The organism is Prochlorococcus marinus subsp. marinus str. CCMP1375, assembly GCF_000007925.1.
GTDB classification, from domain to species: domain Bacteria; phylum Cyanobacteriota; class Cyanobacteriia; order PCC-6307; family Cyanobiaceae; genus Prochlorococcus_E; species Prochlorococcus_E marinus.
Genome location: NC_005042.1, coordinates 1 through 18,061 on the forward strand (window position 1 = coordinate 1; position 18,061 = coordinate 18,061).

At 34.1% G+C, this 18,061-nt stretch carries 14 protein-coding genes; 10 read left to right on the forward strand and 4 right to left on the reverse strand.

Translation table 11 applies throughout. The features are described 5' to 3' along the window. Window positions 1-173 precede the first annotated feature (173 nt). The 4 genes from dnaN to purF are packed head-to-tail and all read left to right on the forward strand — an operon-like array spanning window position 174 to window position 5,987. Window positions 174-1,331: a DNA polymerase III subunit beta gene (gene dnaN, locus PRO_RS00005; RefSeq protein WP_011124156.1), complete on the forward strand. Its 1,158-nt coding sequence runs from the start codon at window positions 174-176 to the stop codon at window positions 1,329-1,331. A gap of 25 nt (window positions 1,332-1,356) precedes the next feature. Then, the gene (locus PRO_RS00010; protein ID WP_164923190.1) at window positions 1,357-2,079 is read left to right on the forward strand and encodes a PRC-barrel domain containing protein; all 723 of its coding nucleotides are present in this window, start codon (window positions 1,357-1,359) and stop codon (window positions 2,077-2,079) included. Between the two features lie 2 nt (window positions 2,080-2,081). Then, entirely contained in the window at window positions 2,082-4,487 is a 2,406-nt protein-coding gene (gene purL / locus PRO_RS00015; protein ID WP_011124158.1) for a phosphoribosylformylglycinamidine synthase subunit PurL, read from the forward strand. A gap of 42 nt (window positions 4,488-4,529) precedes the next feature. Next, on the forward strand, window positions 4,530-5,987 hold the full coding sequence (purF, locus tag PRO_RS00020; RefSeq protein WP_011124159.1) for an amidophosphoribosyltransferase: 1,458 nt from the start codon (window positions 4,530-4,532) through the stop codon (window positions 5,985-5,987). A gap of 4 nt (window positions 5,988-5,991) precedes the next feature. Here the strand turns inward: purF and PRO_RS00025 are convergent, their stop codons facing one another. The 3 genes from PRO_RS00025 to queG form a co-directional block, all read right to left on the reverse strand. Then, on the reverse strand, window positions 5,992-8,478 hold the full coding sequence (locus PRO_RS00025) for a DNA gyrase/topoisomerase IV subunit A (protein WP_011124160.1): 2,487 nt from the start codon (window positions 8,476-8,478) through the stop codon (window positions 5,992-5,994). A gap of 79 nt (window positions 8,479-8,557) precedes the next feature. Next, window positions 8,558-9,433 (reverse strand): tetratricopeptide repeat protein, encoded by an 876-nt coding sequence (locus PRO_RS00030; RefSeq protein WP_011124161.1) that lies wholly within the window; start codon window positions 9,431-9,433, stop codon window positions 8,558-8,560. Then, window positions 9,433-10,395 (reverse strand): tRNA epoxyqueuosine(34) reductase QueG, encoded by a 963-nt coding sequence (gene queG, locus PRO_RS00035; protein WP_011124162.1) that lies wholly within the window; start codon window positions 10,393-10,395, stop codon window positions 9,433-9,435. The genes PRO_RS00030 and queG overlap by 1 nt, the downstream gene beginning before the upstream one ends. A 125-nt stretch (window positions 10,396-10,520) precedes the next feature. On the opposite strand from queG, the gene PRO_RS00040 reads away from it, so the two are divergent. The 6 genes from PRO_RS00040 to PRO_RS00065 all read left to right on the forward strand — a co-directional run bounded on the left by PRO_RS00040 (window position 10,521) and on the right by PRO_RS00065 (window position 17,037). Next, window positions 10,521-11,270 (forward strand): DUF502 domain-containing protein, encoded by a 750-nt coding sequence (locus tag PRO_RS00040; protein WP_011124163.1) that lies wholly within the window; start codon window positions 10,521-10,523, stop codon window positions 11,268-11,270. Between the two features lie 21 nt (window positions 11,271-11,291). Further along, on the forward strand, window positions 11,292-11,927 hold the full coding sequence (nusB, locus tag PRO_RS00045; protein WP_011124164.1) for a transcription antitermination factor NusB: 636 nt from the start codon (window positions 11,292-11,294) through the stop codon (window positions 11,925-11,927). 38 nt (window positions 11,928-11,965) lie between these two features. After that, window positions 11,966-13,261, forward strand: coding sequence for a signal recognition particle-docking protein FtsY (ftsY, locus tag PRO_RS00050; protein WP_011124165.1), 1,296 nt, complete (start codon window positions 11,966-11,968; stop codon window positions 13,259-13,261). A gap of 66 nt (window positions 13,262-13,327) precedes the next feature. After that, entirely contained in the window at window positions 13,328-14,719 is a 1,392-nt protein-coding gene (locus PRO_RS00055) for a PP2C family protein-serine/threonine phosphatase (protein WP_225866427.1), read from the forward strand. 50 nt (window positions 14,720-14,769) lie between these two features. Then, window positions 14,770-16,158 carry an argininosuccinate lyase gene (argH, locus tag PRO_RS00060; protein WP_011124167.1) on the forward strand — a complete coding sequence of 463 codons (1,389 nt, stop codon included), beginning with the start codon at window positions 14,770-14,772 and terminating at the stop codon, window positions 16,156-16,158. Between the two features lie 120 nt (window positions 16,159-16,278). Next, window positions 16,279-17,037 carry an RNA recognition motif domain-containing protein gene (locus PRO_RS00065; protein WP_011124168.1) on the forward strand — a complete coding sequence of 253 codons (759 nt, stop codon included), beginning with the start codon at window positions 16,279-16,281 and terminating at the stop codon, window positions 17,035-17,037. An 11-nt stretch (window positions 17,038-17,048) separates the two neighbouring features. Here PRO_RS00065 and dusA read toward each other — a convergent pair whose 3' ends face one another. Beyond that, window positions 17,049-18,050: a tRNA dihydrouridine(20/20a) synthase DusA gene (gene dusA, locus PRO_RS00070; protein WP_011124169.1), complete on the reverse strand. Its 1,002-nt coding sequence runs from the start codon at window positions 18,048-18,050 to the stop codon at window positions 17,049-17,051. Window positions 18,051-18,061: the final 11 nt, after the last annotated feature.

Consider the following 18,061-nt stretch of genomic DNA (forward strand, 5'->3'; position numbering starts at 1 on the left):
AAAGCTAGATGGCAGAAAGGTTTTTGAATAATTTCCACAGATTCCACAAGACCTACTACTACTGTATTAATTTCATATAATTAAATTAGAATTACTAGAAGAAGAGAAAACTTTTATTAAAGCTATGAAAACTTTTTGTTCCTTTTTTGGTATTTCGTAGTTATGTTGAACCGATGAAACTTGTTTGTTCTCAAATTGAGCTCAATACAGCTCTTCAACTAGTTAGTAGAGCTGTAGCCACTAGGCCTTCGCATCCAGTATTGGCAAATGTATTGCTTACTGCTGATGCGGGAACTGGAAAACTAAGCTTAACTGGATTTGATCTTAATTTAGGAATTCAAACATCGCTTAGTGCTTCTATCGAAAGTAGTGGAGCAATTACAGTTCCCTCAAAACTTTTCGGAGAAATAATATCAAAATTATCTAGTGAATCTTCTATAACTTTATCAACAGATGATTCTAGTGAACAAGTTAATTTAAAGAGTAAAAGTGGAAATTATCAGGTAAGAGCTATGAGTGCTGATGATTTTCCTGATTTGCCTATGGTAGAAAATGGAGCTTTTTTAAAGGTTAATGCTAATTCTTTTGCTGTTTCATTAAAATCTACTTTATTTGCTAGTAGTACAGATGAGGCGAAACAGATTTTAACAGGTGTTAATTTATGTTTTGAAGGTAATTCCTTAAAGTCAGCTGCTACAGATGGTCATAGATTAGCTGTTTTAGATCTTCAGAATGTAATAGCTTCTGAAACTAATCCTGAAATTAATAATTTATCTGAAAAATTAGAAGTAACTCTACCATCTAGATCATTAAGAGAGTTAGAACGTTTTCTATCTGGATGCAAATCGGATTCTGAAATAAGTTGTTTTTATGATCAAGGTCAATTTGTTTTTATTTCTTCTGGGCAAATTATAACGACAAGAACACTAGATGGTAATTACCCTAATTATAATCAATTAATTCCTGATCAATTTAGTAATCAATTAGTTTTAGATAAAAAATATTTTATAGCAGCTTTAGAGCGTATTGCTGTTTTGGCAGAGCAACATAACAATGTGGTTAAAATTTCAACTAATAAGGAATTACAAATTTTGAATATCTCTGCTGATGCGCAAGATCTTGGTAGTGGTTCGGAATCTATACCTATAAAATATGATTCTGAAGATATTCAAATTGCTTTTAATTCAAGATATTTATTAGAAGGTTTAAAAATTATAGAAACAAATACGATTTTATTAAAGTTTAACGCTCCTACAACTCCAGCAATATTTACACCTAATGATGAAACTAATTTTGTATATTTAGTTATGCCTGTACAGATTCGTTCTTAAATTGAATATTCCAAGTCAATTTTTATTGAGCAATCTATTGAAGCTTAATGCTCGTTGTAGTAATGGTATTGATCATGGTATTGGAACAACGGCTTGGATGTATCCTCCTGTTCATCGGCTTTTAGGTTGGGCAAGCAGACCTTCTAAATTAAGTCTTAAGAGATCTGTTTGGCGTTTAGATCAAATAAAAGCAATTACTGATAAAGATTTATTTGTTAAGGGTGTTCCAGCAGAATCAGATCAGGCTACAATAAATCGATTTCCAACTTTGCTTGAAGCTTCTTTGTTGAGTAAACAATCAGAAAAAATAGCTAATATTGCTGATCTTGTATTTGATACTAAAACAGGTAATATTATTTATTATTTAGTTGCGCGTAGTAATCCTAAATTACCTGGAACTAGTCGATGGCGTTTTGATTTAGATAAAATTATTGATCAACAGCCTGGCTGTGTTTTTTCTACGTTAGAGACTTTAGATGAATTGCCTTTAGTTAAAAGTAGTATTAAGGAAGATTTTTTAAAAAGAAGTAAAGAAATTCGAGAAAATGTTTTAGAGTTTTCAAATATAGCTAATGAAAGATTAGAAGGATGGTTAGACGAAAATCAATTTGATAATCCTATTAATACTAACGATAATTGGGTTGATGATTATTCTAATAATAGAATAAATGATGACGAATATTATAATTCATCAGATTATGAGAGATCTAAGAATGTTTTTAATAATGGAGAAGATCCATGGATTTAGATATGATTGATATTTCATTTAATAGATTGATTAAATCTAAAGATTATTTAGTTGATTATAATGTTGAATTAGCTTTAAAAAAGGAAGGTTTAACGAAGGCTGATTATATTGAAATTTGTAATCGATTAAAAAGATCTCCTAATAGAACTGAATTAGGAATGTTTGGAGTTATGTGGTCTGAGCATTGTTGTTACCGTAATTCACGTTCTTTATTGTCCAATTTTCCAACAACAGGAAAAAATATTTTAGTTGGACCTGGTGAAAATGCTGGCGTTGTTGATTTAGGTGAAGGACAAAGATTAGCTTTTAAGATAGAAAGTCATAATCATCCTTCTGCTATTGAACCTTTTCAAGGAGCAGCTACTGGTGTAGGTGGCATATTGCGAGACATTTTTACTATGGGAGCACGTCCTATTGCTTTACTGAATTCATTAAGATTTGGTCCATTGGATACTCCTATAAATGTAGGTTTATTGGAAGGTGTTGTTTCAGGAATAGCCCATTATGGAAATTGTGTTGGTGTTCCTACTGTTGGGGGTGAAGTAGCTTTTGATAAAAGTTATTCAGGAAATCCTTTAGTAAATGCAATGGCTTTAGGCATTATGGAAACTAAGGAGATTGTTTGTTCAGGTGCAAAAGGAATAGATTTTCCTGTTATTTATGTCGGTAGCACTACAGGTAGAGATGGTATGGGAGGAGCTAGTTTTGCAAGTTCGGAGCTTACTCAAGCTTCTATAGATGATAGACCTGCTGTACAAGTTGGCGACCCTTTTCTAGAAAAGGGTCTTATTGAAGGATGCTTAGAAGCCTTTAAAACAGGTTATGTTGTCGCAGCTCAAGATATGGGAGCGGCAGGTCTTACTTGCAGTTGTTCTGAAATGGCTGCAAAAGGTGGTGTTGGTATTGAACTAGATCTGGATTTAGTTCCAGCAAGAGAAAAAAATATGACAGCATACGAATTTTTGCTTTCTGAATCACAAGAACGCATGCTTTTTGTTGTTGAACCAGGTAAAGAAGAGCTTATAATGAATAAATTTAGAAAATGGGGATTACAAGCTAAGGTGGTAGGGAAAGTATTAGAAGAAAATATTGTTCGTGTTATTCATGAAAAACAAATTGTTGTTAATTTACCTGCAGATTCTTTAGCTGAAGATACTCCTGTGAATAAACATGAATTGCTTGAAGAGCCTCCTGGCTTCATTAAAGATCATTGGAAATGGGATGAAACATCTCTTCCTAAAGTTTCAATTAAAGGAGTTCATTTTAAGGAAAATAACACTATTTTAGATTGGAATCAAATTATCTTGAGATTATTAGATGATCCCACAATTGCATCAAAAAGATGGATTTATAATCAATATGATTATCAAGTACAAAATAATACAATTATTGCTCCTGGTATAGGAGATGCAGCTCTGATTCGATTAAGAGAAATAGAGAATCAAAATCAAAATTCTAATCGTGGAATTGCTGCAGTAGTTGATTGCCCTAATAGATGGGTTGCTTTAGATCCAGAACGTGGTGCTATTGCTGCAGTAGCAGAGGCATCCCGAAATATTAGTTGTGTAGGAGCTAAACCTCTTGCTGTTACAGATAATTTAAATTTTTCTTCACCTGAAGATCCAATTGGGTATTGGCAATTAGCAAAGGCATGTAAGGGTTTATCAAAAGCTTGTGTAGTTTTAGAAACACCTGTTACAGGAGGTAATGTCTCTCTATATAACGAAACTGCATTGCCAAATGGATTAAAGCAACCGATTCAACCAACACCAGTTGTTGGAATGATTGGTTTAATCCAAGATATCAATTCTGCGACACGACAAGGTTGGAAAGATCAAGGAGATCAAATTTATTTATTAGGTACATCGATAGACCCCTCTATACTAAATAATCAAAATATTTCTTTAGCTGCAACCTCTTACTTAGAAAATATTTATGGCTTAAAAACAGGAAGACCTCCTTTAATTGACTTAGAGTTTGAAAAATTAGTGCAATTATTTTTAAGAGAATCAATTGCTAATAATTTAATAAAATCTGCTCATGATATTAGTGATGGTGGCCTCGTTATTGGACTTGCAGAATCATGTATTAGTTCTGGTTTAGGAATCGAATGCAATTTGCCGGAAATTGATAATCGCTTAGATAAACTTTTGTTTGCTGAAGGAGGCTCGAGAGTTTTAGTAAGTGTTTCTCCAAATAACATTCACAATATTAAAAATAGTTTGAATAATTTTAATATTGCTAACTCTGAACAAATTTCTTTTAATTATTTAGGAACAGTTACTGATAATAAATATTTTCAGATTAACATAAATCAGACAAAAATCATAGATTTATCAGTTAATGAAATTACAAATAAATTTGAAAGATCTATACCAAGAAGAATAAACTCTACTATAGTGAGCTAATCTTCAAGATCAAAATTATATATTTTATTTAAGGAGACAATTATGTGTGGAATAGTAGGAATAGTTTCTAATAATCAAATTAATCAAAAGATTTATGATAGTTTGCTTTTATTACAGCATAGAGGGCAGGACTCAACAGGAATAGCAACGATGGAAGGAAGTGTTTTTCACTTACATAAATCTAAGGGTCAAGTTAAAGAAGCATATAGAACAAGAGACATGAGAATTCTGACCGGCAATATTGGAATTGGTCATGTAAGGTATGCTACTTCAGGAGAGGCACATCGAGAAGATGAAGCACAACCTTTTTATGTAAATGCACCTTATGGAATTATTCTTGTACACAATGGAAATTTGACAAATACGCGTGAATTAGAAAAAGAACTTTTTAGTATTGATAGAAGACATACGAATTCCTCTAGTGATACAGAAATGCTTTTAAATGTATTGGCAACTGAAATTCAGTCTGAAAATTATGGAAGTTCATTATCTCCCGAACATATTTTTTCTGCTATATCATCATTACATAAAAGAGTAGAAGGTACATATTCAGCAATTGCAATGATTGCTGGTTATGGATTACTTGCTTTTAGAGATCCATATGGAATAAGACCTTTAGTCTTAGGTAAAAGAGTTTTAGATAATGGTAAAACCGAATGGATTGTTGCAAGTGAATCTTTGGTATTAGAAAATAATGATTTTGATGTAGTACGAGATGTTGTACCTGGTGAAGCTATTTTTATTTCTAATGAAGGAGAATTTTATTCAAAACAGTGTGCTGATAATCCACAATTGTTTCCTTGTTCTTTTGAATATGTTTATTTGGCTCGACCAGATTCTGTAATGAATGGTATTTCTGTATATGAAGCTAGATTAAGGATGGGAGATTATCTTGCCAAGACAATTCAGGAACAAATTACTTCGGGCGAAATTGATGTAGTTATGCCAATTCCTGATTCTTCTAGACCATCTGCGATGCAGGTTGCAAGACAATTAGGTCTTGAGTATAGAGAAGGATTTTTTAAGAATCGTTATGTAGGAAGGACTTTTATTATGCCTGGTCAGGCACAAAGAAAGAAATCTGTACGTCAAAAACTTAATGCGATGAGTAGTGAGTTTAAAGGAAAAAATGTATTATTAGTCGATGATTCTATAGTTCGTGGAACTACATCTCGAGAGATTGTACAAATGGCAAAATTAGCAGGAGCTAATAAAGTAACCTTTACTTCTGCGGCGCCTCCGATACGTTTTCCTCATGTTTATGGTATTAATATGCCATCAAAGATGGAGTTAATTGCTCATGATAAATCTATTGATCAAATACAAGAAACTTTATTGGCAGATGGTTTGGTATATCAAAAAATATCTGATTTAGAGCAATCTATTTTAAAAGGTTCTCAAGTGAAAAATCTTGACCTTTCTTGCTTTAATGGTGAATATGTAACTGGAAAGGTTACTGAAGAATATTTAGCTTGGGTCGGATCTAAATATTCTTCTTAATAGTTTAATTATAACTATTTTCTTCAATCAAAGGAATTATTTTTTCTAATAGTTCATTTTTTTCTAGGTTAAATGCTTTTTTTTGTTCTTCATTGAATTTTAGTTTTTCGATCTGATTTGAACTAACTCTTCCATGTTTACCTTGATTCGTTTTTATACCCACTAGTTGTTTTGCATTATAAGTTTGTATTAATCTATCTTTTTGATTGTTTTTGTCTTTAAAACTTATTCCTATTTCACCCAGATCCCCTTTAGAGGATTCTTTAATTGATTTTAGAGAATGTTTTATAACTGTTCCTTTCTCAGATATTAAAATTATATTGCAATTTTCTTTTTCTTTTGTAGTTAATGCACCAATGATATTTTCACCCGGGAAAAGCTTTATCATCACTGACCCTTGGGCAAGCTTACCCATTAATGGTATTGATTCTTCATTGATTTTAAGTTTGATAATTCTTCCTATATTAGTCACAACTAATAAATGACCATTTAATGGGCATAATAAAGCGGATTTTAGAAAAACCCCATCTTTTAATTTTAGTATTGTCGTTGCGCGTCCAGAAATATCAATTATTTCATTTAGATTAGTTCTTTTAAATCTTCCATCAGTACTCAATAAGCCAAGACTCAAATTTTCAGTATTTAATAACGGTAAAAGATTTGTGATTTTTTCTCCTTCAAGACCTGATGGTAGAAATCTATTTAATTGACCAGGTTGACTTCCAGCGAACTCCCATTTTAATAAGGCAATTTTTCCATGATTTGTAATAGCTAGAATTTTTGGTTGTTTTGCTATAGGCCAAAGTAATCTTGTTGGCACAGGTCCTTCACCTAGTAAACAACTTTCGGTTAAATTGAGTTTGGTAAGTATTTGTGGCCGTAAGATTTTAACTTGATCATCATCTTGAATTAGCAAATATCCATCTTTTGGAAGGCTTTCAAAAGCTTTTTTTCTTTGTAATTCTGCATTCGGTCTTAGATTGGCATTTCTTTCTGCTACTAATTCATCTCCTCCTTCTACAAGCTTTGTTTTTCTTTGACTTCCAAATTTCTTTTTTAATAATTTTAATTCATTGACCATCTCTGAAAGCAATTGGCTTCTATTTTCTAATATTTCACGAAGATTTTTTTCTAATATTTTTAAATCATTTGCTTCATTATAGAGACCTTGAGTTTCTAGATTAGTTAACTTCCTTAATGGCATAGAAAGTATTCCTTCAGATTGTTTTTCATTTAATTTTAATTCAGACATGATTTTGATTTTTGCATCAATTGAGTCTTTAGCATTTTCAATTAGATTTATTACTTTTTTTAAGTTCTTAAGAGCTTTAATTAAACCTTCTAATATTTCTAATCTTGCTAAAGTCTGTTTTAATTTATTTTTTGTTCTTTTTCTGATCGTTAATTCTCTATATTCTAGAAAAATTATTAATAATCTCTTTAAAGATAGTTGTTTTGGCTGTCCATTTACTAAGGCTAATAATGTAGCACTAAAGTTATTTTGAAGATTTGTTTTTTGATATAAAGTATCTTTTACTATTTCATGATCAATATCTCTTCTTAATTCTATAACTATTCTCATTCCATCTCTATCACTTTCATCTCTGATATCTGCAATTCCATCAATTTTAGAGTTGTTTACAAGATCAGCGAGTTTTTCAATCCATGCAGCTTTGTTTACTTGGTAAGGTAACTCTGTAATAACAATACCTTTTTTACGATGCTTGCCTTTTCCTGGATTAATTTCTTCTATATGTGTTATTCCTCTCATTGGAATACTTCCTTTTCCTTTTAAATATGTTTCTTTGATTCCATTACTTAAGAGGATTTCACCTCCAGTAGGGAAATCTGGACCTGGAATAATTTCAATTAATTTATCTTCTGATAATTCAGGTTTTTTTATTAGCGCAATTAATCCATTAATTATTTCATTGATATTGTGAGGAGGAATATTTGTTGCCATTCCTACGGCAATCCCAGAGCAACCATTAAGTACTAAAAATGGTAATTGAGCTGGTAGTACATCTGGCTCTTGTTGTGATCCATCAAAATTCTGACTAAAATCCACTGTTTTATCGTCTATTTCATTTAATAAGGCTTGATTAGCTATAGGGGCTAAACGTGTTTCGGTATAACGCATTGCAGCTGGAGGATCATCATCAATAGATCCAAAATTCCCATGACCATCTAGTACTGGATATCTGCTTGAGAAGCTTTGTACAAGCCGTACTAATGCGTCATATACAGCTTGATCTCCATGAGGGTGGTATTTACCTAGAACATCGCCAACTACACGAGCACATTTTCTAAAAGGCCTTTCAGGGGTCAATCCTAATTCATGCATTGCATATAGGATCCGACGCTGGACTGGCTTAAGACCGTCTCTTGCATCAGGTAATGCTCTACCCACAATTACGCTCATAGCGTATTCGAGGTATGAGCGTTGCATTTCCTGATGCAACGAAATAGGTTGAAAGCGTTCTTTAGCCATTCACTTTATGACTGTGCAAAAGGCTTAGATGATTCACAGTACAAATTTTTTTTCGTTACTACAAGTTTTATTGCTCTTTTTAATTTGTAAACCTTGAATTTGCAGAAGCTTTATTTATTACGGCTTTTAATTTCGGATTTTTGAAAAGGGTTTTTCCTGCTTCTTGTAGCTTTTCACCCCACAATTGCTCTTTTTGGTGCGCTTGAGAAAAGTAATTTGGATTTTCTTGTAATGCTTCCTTAGCTAATTTTATTGATTCTTTGTTAGCTGGTTCAATAGAATACAATGCTATTGCTAAAGCAAGCTTTGGTTCTGGATCTGATTTGATTTTTAGTACTTTCCTCCATATTTGGATTGCTTGTTTTTTATTCCCTAATTCAAAATAAATAAGGCCTTTATTATTTATTGCTTGCCAAAAGTTTGGTTTTACTTTTGTTGCTTTTGTGAATGCGTCTAAAGCTTCGGTGTGATTTTTTTGAATTAGTTTTGCATTGCCTAGTAAAAAATATGCATTTGAATTCTTCTTTTCTATCTTTAAGCATTTATTAATAGAATTAATTGCAAGTTGAATCTCACCCATTTGCATTTCTATTGATGCTTTTGTAAACCATAGAATTGGAATGTTAGGATTAATATTTTTAGCTCTTTCAATTGAAATAAGAGCTTCTTCTAGTTTATTATTACTTAATTGTGCTCTAGCGAGAATGATCCAAAGCTCTATTTCTTTTGGATTAAGACTGATTGCTAGTTTTGCAAGCCCAATTGCTTCTTTTGTTTGACCATATTTAATGTATTCAGAAGCAGTCAGCCCTATTCCTATGCTAGTGTCAATTAGTACTTTTGGATTTGGGCTATATATATTTGGTATGTAAGCATGCGATGGTTTGTTAATAACAAATAAATTTGTATTTAATATTATGCAAATTAACCAGTATATTTTTTTATAATTTTTCATTATTTTGACGAATTAAATTTATTATTTTTAAGAATATAATTTGCATTTCTACGCCACATCCATGGTTTAATTCTTTTTAATGAAGATCCTTTAAGCTTTTTTTGCCAATTTTTGTCATCCCATTCTTTTGCTTGTTTAGCTGTTAAATCTAATATCCATTCTTTTGGTTGCGTATCTGGATCAAGACTAATAGGAATTTTTTGTTGATTCCAAGGACATATTTCTTGACATATGTCACATCCTGCAATCCAAAGACCCATTGCTTTTTGAATTTCTATTGGAATGTCTTTATTTCTATTTTCAATATTATGATAAGCAATACATTTTCTTGAATCAATTACAAAAGGTTCAACAATTGCTTTGGTTGGGCATGCTTCGATGCATTTTTGACATTTACCACATAGAGATTCAGAAGGTTTGTCAGGTATTAGTTCTTCTGTAGATAAAAGATTACCTAGTACCATCCAAGATCCTTGTTTGGAGTTAATTAGATTACTGTTTTTTCCAATCCATCCTAAGCCTGCTTCTTCAGCCCATGCTTTTTCTAGAAGAGGTTTTGAATCTACACAGATTTTCCATTTTGAGTCTGGTCTTTTAGTTTGAAGCCATTTACCTATTTCTTTAAGTCTTTTTTCAATGACTTTATGATAATCATTCCCTTGAGCATAGCGACCAATTAACAATTGATTTGGTTTTTTATTTTCCGGAATAGTGAAATAGTTTAGCCCTACTACTAGTACACTCTTGACCCCATAAAGAAGCTTTTCCGCTTCGATTCTTGCTGGTGCTTTCATCCAATTCATGTCTGCATGATGACCTGCTTCTATCCACCTTTCCAGTGCATCAGTTCTCAATTTTATTCTTTTACTTTTTGTTATTCGTGCAATACCTACAGGTTGGAAACCCTTTTTTTCAGCTTCTCTTTTGAGTGAATAGCTTAATTCATCTTGACTTTCAGCCATGATTCATTCAACCCTCAGAAATATTTTGGGCTGTTATTTCGCTTATTTCCATTAAAAAATTCATTTATTCTAGTAAATTGTGTAACGTTAGTTGAATAAACTAATTAAAAGGCATTTGATCCTTCTTGGTCCAGTCCTCTCCTAGACAAGATCTTTCTTTACCTACGAGGCTTCAGCAAGATCTTAAAAACGACCTTATTGCAGGTTTATTGGTGGTCATTCCATTGGCCACAACAATCTGGCTGTCTACGATAGTCAGTCGTTTTGTTTTGGCTTTTTTGACGTCTATTCCAAAGCAATTAAATCCTTTTATTACGCTCAATCCATTATTGCAGGATCTGATAAACCTTTCTTTGGGACTAACAGTTCCTTTATTGGGGATTCTTTTGATTGGATTGATGGCAAGGAATTTTGTTGGTCGTTGGCTTCTTGAATTTGGAGAAGGAACAGTTTCTAGAATTCCATTGGCAGGTTCTGTTTATAAAACACTTAAGCAACTTTTAGAAACCTTTCTAGGAGATAATGCTTCTAGATTTAGAAGAGTAGTTTTAGTTGAATATCCCAGAGAAGGTTTATTTAGTGTTGGTTTTGTTACTGGATTGGTTGGCCCGACCTTGCAGGCTGAATTAAACGAACCTTTATTAAGCGTTTTTATTCCAACTGCGCCAAACCCTACAACAGGTTGGTACACATTAGTTCCTGAATCTTCAGTCAAGGATCTAAATATTTCTGTTGAGGATGCATTTAGAACTATTATTTCAGCTGGTATTGTGAATCCAGATGAAAGAAATAATAGTACAAATGCTAGTTTTTCTAGCTTATTACAACAGTTTAGATCTAGATCAACTCAATCTTCATTAACTAAAAAAACTTAAAAACTATTTAATATTTAATAAATGGAATCTAGATCTCTTGCTAGAGAAGTTGCTCTTTTAGTATTAGGCCAATTATCAGAAGACCATATTCAAAATTATACTTCCCTTTCTTTAGATGACCTGATTGGCTTGAGCTTAAATACACTTTTGAGTTATTGGCGCGAGCAATTAGATGATTGTGCTGCTCAAATAGATTTAGCCCAAGAGGAATTATTGAATACTGAATTACCTGAATCGGATAAAAGTTATATTCCTCGTACTAGGCAATATTTATTAAATACTTTAAAAAAGTCAGAGCATATTATAAATGTTCTTTCTGATACATTTGAATTGTCAAGGTTGCTTACTTTAAGTGATCAAGAACAAATTCGTAATGAAGCAATGAAAAGGGTTGATTTAGTAATTAATAAATATCAAATTATTAATGATGCATTAGATAATGTTATGGAAGGATGGAGATTAAAGCGCTTGCCTAGAATAGATCAAGATATTTTGCGGTTGGCTTATATAGATTTATATAATCTTAAAACCCCAATTGCAGTTAGTTGTAATGAGGCTGTTAATCTCGCTAATCGCTATAGTGATCAACAAGGTCGTAAAATGATTAATGGTATTTTGAGAAGATTGCAAAGCACTCCTTCACATAATACTATTTAACTATTCATAAACAAATAATAATCAATTCAATAACACATATGCAAGAACAAAAAGACAACAGTTTATTTGATAAGTCGAATGCTGAAGAACAAGATAGTCTGGACTGGGCTAAGGAAGCTTATGAAAAACTTAAAAAACAACAAGAAGAGAAGAAGAAATCAATTTTAGTTCAAGAAAGCAAAGAACTAAAATCTAACGATTCATTTTCTAATGCTTTTGAAGCAAGTTCACTGGATAATTCAATTACTTCAAATGATCAGTCTGATGTAAAAGAAAATGCTTCCGAAAATAAAGTTTTAGATAGCGAAGAACCAAGCTTGGGAGAATTTGATAAGACTTTTACTTGGTCAGCAAAAGTCTTGGAAGCACAAGGAAGAAAAGTAGAAAATATTTCATTAGATGAGATTAATTGGCTGTCTAGATTGCAACAAGGTTTGGAAAAAACTCGTAAGGGTTTTGTTACAGATTTACTTGATAAATTCGGAGATGATCCTCTTACCCCAGAGACATTAGATGAATTAGAAACTCTTCTTTTGCGTTCAGATGTTGGAGTTGATGCAACTGATCAAATTATTAATGCTTTAAGAAAACGTTTGAATGAAGAAGTTTTAGATTCAAAAGAAGGATTACGCTTTCTTAAAGAGCAACTTTGTAAAATAGTAGATCAACCTATTAAAAATAGTGGCAAAACTTTATTAATGCCTTCTGAAAACAGTCTTAATATTTGGTTAATAGTAGGTGTAAATGGTGTAGGTAAAACAACTACTTTAGGAAAATTGGCTAATTTAGCTTTGAGAAGTGGTTTTTCAGCATTAATTGCAGCAGCAGATACTTTTAGAGCTGCAGCAGTGGAGCAAGTAAAAGTATGGGGAGAGCGTAGTGGCGTTTCAGTTGTTGCGAATGAGACTCCAAATGCAGATCCTGCAGCCATTGTCTTTGATGCAATAGGTGCAGCTAAGTCAAAAAAGATAGAACTATTGTTAGTAGATACTGCTGGTCGTCTACAAACTAAAAATAATTTAATGGAGGAATTAACCAAAGTTCGGAAAATAATTGATCGATTGGCTCCTGAAGCTAATGTTGAATCTTTACTCGTTCTAGATGCAACCCAAGGACAAAATGGTTTGAGTCAAGCAATGTCATTTGCAAAATCAGCAAATCTTACCGGTGTTGTTATAACTAAACTCGATGGTTCAGCTAGAGGAGGTGTGGCTTTCGCAGTCTCTTCTCAGACAAATTTGCCTATTCGTTTTATTGGTGCTGGAGAAGGAATTCGGGATTTAAGACCTTTTAATAGTTTTGAATTTGTAGAAGCTTTGCTAGCAGATTCATGATTTATGCAGTCTTTTCTTGTTTTCTAGCTTTTAATTATTAAGAGATAAGTGAGCAATAATCCTTTAATTCCAAATAGAAATGAATCTTCCCAAGGTTTTCCGGAGCATGAATTGCCTTTTGAATCTGTTAGAGAGTTATTAGATAGTCTTTCTACTGAACAAAGTAGAAATCAAGAATTAATTAGTTCGATAGGCTTTAGCTTGCGAAGCTTTACCAATTTAGATCTTTTTTTAGAGTTAATTCCTGTAATTGCTTCTCGCTTAGTAGGTGTTAAAGGTGCTTTATTAATTCCTTTTCATTCTGATGGACGTATATCTAGAGAGCAGCTCCAAATTCTCCCTCAAGATAACTTTGATGTATTGATTCGCAAAATTCTAGATTTTCAACAAGCTCAAAGTGTTGCTTTTGCTAATGAGGGTAATCATATTAAAGCTTTGGATAAATTAATACATAGTCATATTGGTCAATCTGCGATTTTTTCCACTTCTTTGGTAGCTCGTGGAAAACAACGTGGGAGGTTGTATGTATTTGATTTGAATCGATCGTTTTCATTTAGTAATGTCCATAGACGTCAGCTTCAATTTATAGCTGACCTTGCAGGAGTTGCTATTGAAAATCACCTTTTGCTTCAACAAACTCGAAGTCATGAAAGTGTAGATAGGCAACTAAGTATAGGAGCAGAAATTCAGTCACAATTATTACCCGATCACTGTCCTGTTATTGAAGGTATAGAACTCGCAGCTTGTTGTAGACCGGCTTTCCAGGTTGCAGGTGATTATTACGATTTTATGCCTACTAGACCAGAGCTAATGGGAAAAAGTCGAGAGCGTGGTCGATGGGCTTTGGTTGTTGGTGATGTCATGGGTAAAGGTGTTCCTGCGGGGTTATTAATGACCATGCTTCGTGGCATGTTGAGAGCAGAAGTTTTAAGTGGCTTGCCACCTGATCGAATTCTTCATGATTTAAATCAACTGGCTTTAGATGATTTGACACAATCTCATCGATTTGTGACTCTTTTTTATTCAGATTATGAGCCAAAATCTAGAAGACTTCGCTTTGCTAACGCAGCACATAACCCTCCATTACTTTGGAGTGCCAAGGAAAAAGAAATTACACGATTGGATGCTCTTGGACTATTAATTGGGTTACAACAAGAAGCTGAGTATGTTTGTGGAGAAGTTACTCTTGATGCAGGTGATGTTTTGCTTTATTACACTGATGGTGTTACCGAGGCCTTAGGTATATCTGGAGAGCGTTTTAATGAAAAACGTTTAATTTCATTGTTAAATGAATCTGCTAGAAAATTTACAAAAGCAAAGGATATCTTGGACAATTTATTTAAACGTCTAGATAGCTTTGTTGGGGACAATCATCATTTAGAAGATGATGCGTCTATGGTAGTTCTCAAAGTCGATGAGGCAGTGAAGTTTCCTCATGTAAATAATTCAACTGCCTGACAAGACCAGTACAAACTGCTTTATTAGAGAAAAGGATTGGATTGCTTAATTTGCAAAAAACTTGGAGCGATAGATTTGAAGAAGGATTAAATCCTTTTATTGAAAGCTTTAATGCTTCTATTAATTTTGATTTTCTTCTTATAGAGGAAGATCTTGATGGTTCTATAGCGCATGCAAGAATGCTTGCTAAAACTGGGATAATTACTTCTGAAGAGGCTGATCAACTTGAGGCTGCTTTACAAAAAATTCGTTTAGAAGCTTCTCAAGGTCTTTTTAAGCCTGATATTTCTGATGAAGATGTTCATATGTCTGTGGAAAGACGTTTAATATCTATTCTTGGTCCTCTTGGTAAGAAATTACATACTGCTAGAAGTCGAAATGATCAAGTAGGTACAGATTTGAGATTATGGTTGCGTCGAAGAATTGATGACATAGATATTGAATTAAAGAAATTACAAGTTGCTTTATTTAAAAAAGCAGAGAAAAATTTATTAACTTTGATCCCTGGATATACTCATTTACAACGAGCACAACCATTATCTTTAGCACATCATCTACTTGCTTATATTGAAATGCTACAGAGAGATAGAAATCGTTTAGCGGATGTAAGAGAAAGAGTAAATATATGTCCTTTGGGTGCTGCAGCTTTAGCAGGGACTTCTTTACCAATTGATAGAGCATTTACTGCAAATCAATTAGGCTTTACAAGTATTTATTCTAATAGTTTAGATGCTGTTAGTGATAGAGATTTTACTGTTGAATTTACAGCTGCGGCATCTTTAATAATGACGCATATAAGTCGTTTAGCTGATGAAATTATTTTATGGGCTTCAGAAGAATTCTCCTTTGTACGTTTAACTGATAGATGTTCTACAGGTAGTAGCTTGATGCCTCAGAAAAAGAATCCTGATGTACCTGAATTAGTAAGAGGTAAAACGGGCCGTGTTTTTGGACATTTGCAAAGTCTCTTGACCATGATGAAAGGCCTTCCTTTAGCTTATAACAAAGATTTTCAAGAGGATAAAGAAGCAGTTTTTGACACTGTTAAAACAGTAAGGGATTCTTTAAAAGCAATGACCATTCTTTTAGAGGAAGGTTTAGAGTTTTCTCTTGAACGTTTGAAAGAGACAGTTGAAGCCGATTTTTCTAATGCTACTGATGTTGCAGATTATCTAGTGTCCAAAAATATTCCTTTTCGAGAGGCATATCAAATTGTTGGACGCGTTGTTAGGCTTTGCATTCAGAAGAAAATTTTACTAAAAGACCTAACTCTTAAGGAATGGCAAGAAATAAATACTTTGATTGATCATGATATATATGAAAAAATAACCCCTGAAAAAGTCGTAGCAGCTAGGATTAGTGATGGTGGAACAGGTTTTGATCGAGTTCGAGAAGAGTTGGAAAAGTGGCGAAATGATCTTATTTCACTAAATCAATAATCATTCTGCTTCGAAAGGCTATTAGGTATTAAAATTAATTGGTTAATGGTTTTTTTTAAATCATTAATTTTTTGGCTTTTAGCCTTTTAGGTACATTTTATTTTTCAGTCCAATTTTCAAGTGAGTATTTTTGTTGGCAACTTGCCCTTCCGCGCTGAGCAGGAAGATGTTATTCAATTGTTTGCTCCTTATGGAGAGGTTGCAAACTGTTCTTTGCCTTTAGAACGCGACACAGGTCGTAAAAGAGGTTTTGCATTTATTGAAATGGCTGATGAGGCAGCAGAAGCTGCGGCTATTGAAGCTCTTCAAGGTGCGGAATTGATGGGTCGCCCTTTGAGAATTAATAAAGCTGAGCCTCGTGGCGGCGGCGGCGGCGGTCGTGGCGGTGGCTATGGCGGCGGCGGTCGTGGTGGCTATGGCGGCGGCGGTGGTTATGGCGGCGGCGGCGGCTATGGCGGCGGTGGCTATGGCGGCGGCGGTGGTCAAGGCGGCTACGGCGGCGGTGGTCAAGGCGGCTACGGCGGTGGCGGTCAAGGCGGCTACGGCGGTGGTGGTCAAGGCGGCTACGGCGGTGGTGGTCAAGGCGGCTACGGCGGTGGCGGTCAAGGCGGCTACGGCGGTGGCGGTCAAGGCGGCTACGGCGGTGGCGGTCAAGGCGGCTACGGCGGCGGTGGTCAAGGCGGCTACGGCGGTGGTGGTCAAGGCGGCTACGGCGGTGGTCAAGATACAGAGCAACGTGCTTCAGGCGCTCAAGGTTGGGAGGATCGTAGTTATGGTTCTTCTGACTCTTCTGAAAGAGACGATACTCGTAGCAAGCGTAGAAGAGGGGCTTCTTCTGAAGCTGATCAAGATGCCGATTATGGAGGTGCTGAAGGTTAAATAACTAACTACTAAAGCCCGGCATCTTCTAGTTGTCGGGCAGCTTTTTCTAAAATAATTAATTCTGCTTTAGGGTTTTGTGCTTTTTGGCTTAGTTCATTTCGCCATTTTCGTGCTCCTTTTACACCTTGAACGAGATGCAGCGTATGTTTGCAAATATCCCACAATCGTCCATTTTTACTTAAATGTTTTTCTGCATAAGGAATTAAGCCTCTAAGAATAATAGAAGCATTAATTTTTACTTTTTTTTCTCCGAAAAAAATATCATCTATTTCTTTCCACATTAAAGGATTTGAATATATTGCTCTCCCAACCATTACTCCATCAAATGTTTTTAGTGCTTTTATACAATCATATTGATTTTGCAATCCCCCATTTAATTCTATTTTTAGATTAGGCCGACATTTTTTGATCTTTGCAACCTTTTCATATTCAAGCGGTGGAATAGAACGATTCTCTTTAGCATTGAATCCATTTAGCAATGCTTTTCTTGCATGAATTGAAAATCTGTCGGCTCCTGCAGAAGCCATTTTGTCTACAAAATCAAGAAGTAATTGTTCACTATCTAAATTATCTATACCTGTTCGATGTTTTATAGTTACAGGGATATTGGTCTTTTTTTTCATAGCTTCTATGCATTTAAAGACTTGGTCAGGTTGTCCCATTAAACATGCCCCAAAGTTCCCGGATTGCACTTTTGGACTAGGGCATCCTAGATTTAAATTAATTTCGTCATATCCCCATTCCTCTGCTATTTGAGCTGCTTCTGATAAAACTATTGGATCATCACCTCCCACTTGAAGCGCAATAGGGTGTTCTATTTCATCAAAATCCAAAAGTGATTTTCTATTTTTATATTTTAAAGCTTTAGCTACAATCATTTCTGTATAAACCAAAGCTCTACCAGTTATTTGGCGCATAAGCACTCTAAAATGTCTATCAGTACAATCGAGCATTGGAGCAACGCTGAATTGATAGGCTTCTGTAATCAGTGGTTTTGATTTCTGGACCATTTTTATTGGCC

Coding starts and splice junctions, on each gene's coding strand:
- purF (WP_011124159.1), top strand. CDS start 4,530: ATGTGTGGAATAGTAGGAATAGTTTCTAATAATCAAATTAATCAAAAG.
- dusA (WP_011124169.1), bottom strand. CDS start 18,050: ATGGTCCAGAAATCAAAACCACTGATTACAGAAGCCTATCAATTCAGC.
- purL (WP_011124158.1), top strand. CDS start 2,082: ATGATTGATATTTCATTTAATAGATTGATTAAATCTAAAGATTATTTA.
- ftsY (WP_011124165.1), top strand. CDS start 11,966: ATGCAAGAACAAAAAGACAACAGTTTATTTGATAAGTCGAATGCTGAA.
- PRO_RS00025 (WP_011124160.1), bottom strand. CDS start 8,478: ATGGCTAAAGAACGCTTTCAACCTATTTCGTTGCATCAGGAAATGCAA.
- PRO_RS00030 (WP_011124161.1), bottom strand. CDS start 9,433: ATGAAAAATTATAAAAAAATATACTGGTTAATTTGCATAATATTAAAT.
- queG (WP_011124162.1), bottom strand. CDS start 10,395: ATGGCTGAAAGTCAAGATGAATTAAGCTATTCACTCAAAAGAGAAGCT.
- dnaN (WP_011124156.1), top strand. CDS start 174: ATGAAACTTGTTTGTTCTCAAATTGAGCTCAATACAGCTCTTCAACTA.
- nusB (WP_011124164.1), top strand. CDS start 11,292: ATGGAATCTAGATCTCTTGCTAGAGAAGTTGCTCTTTTAGTATTAGGC.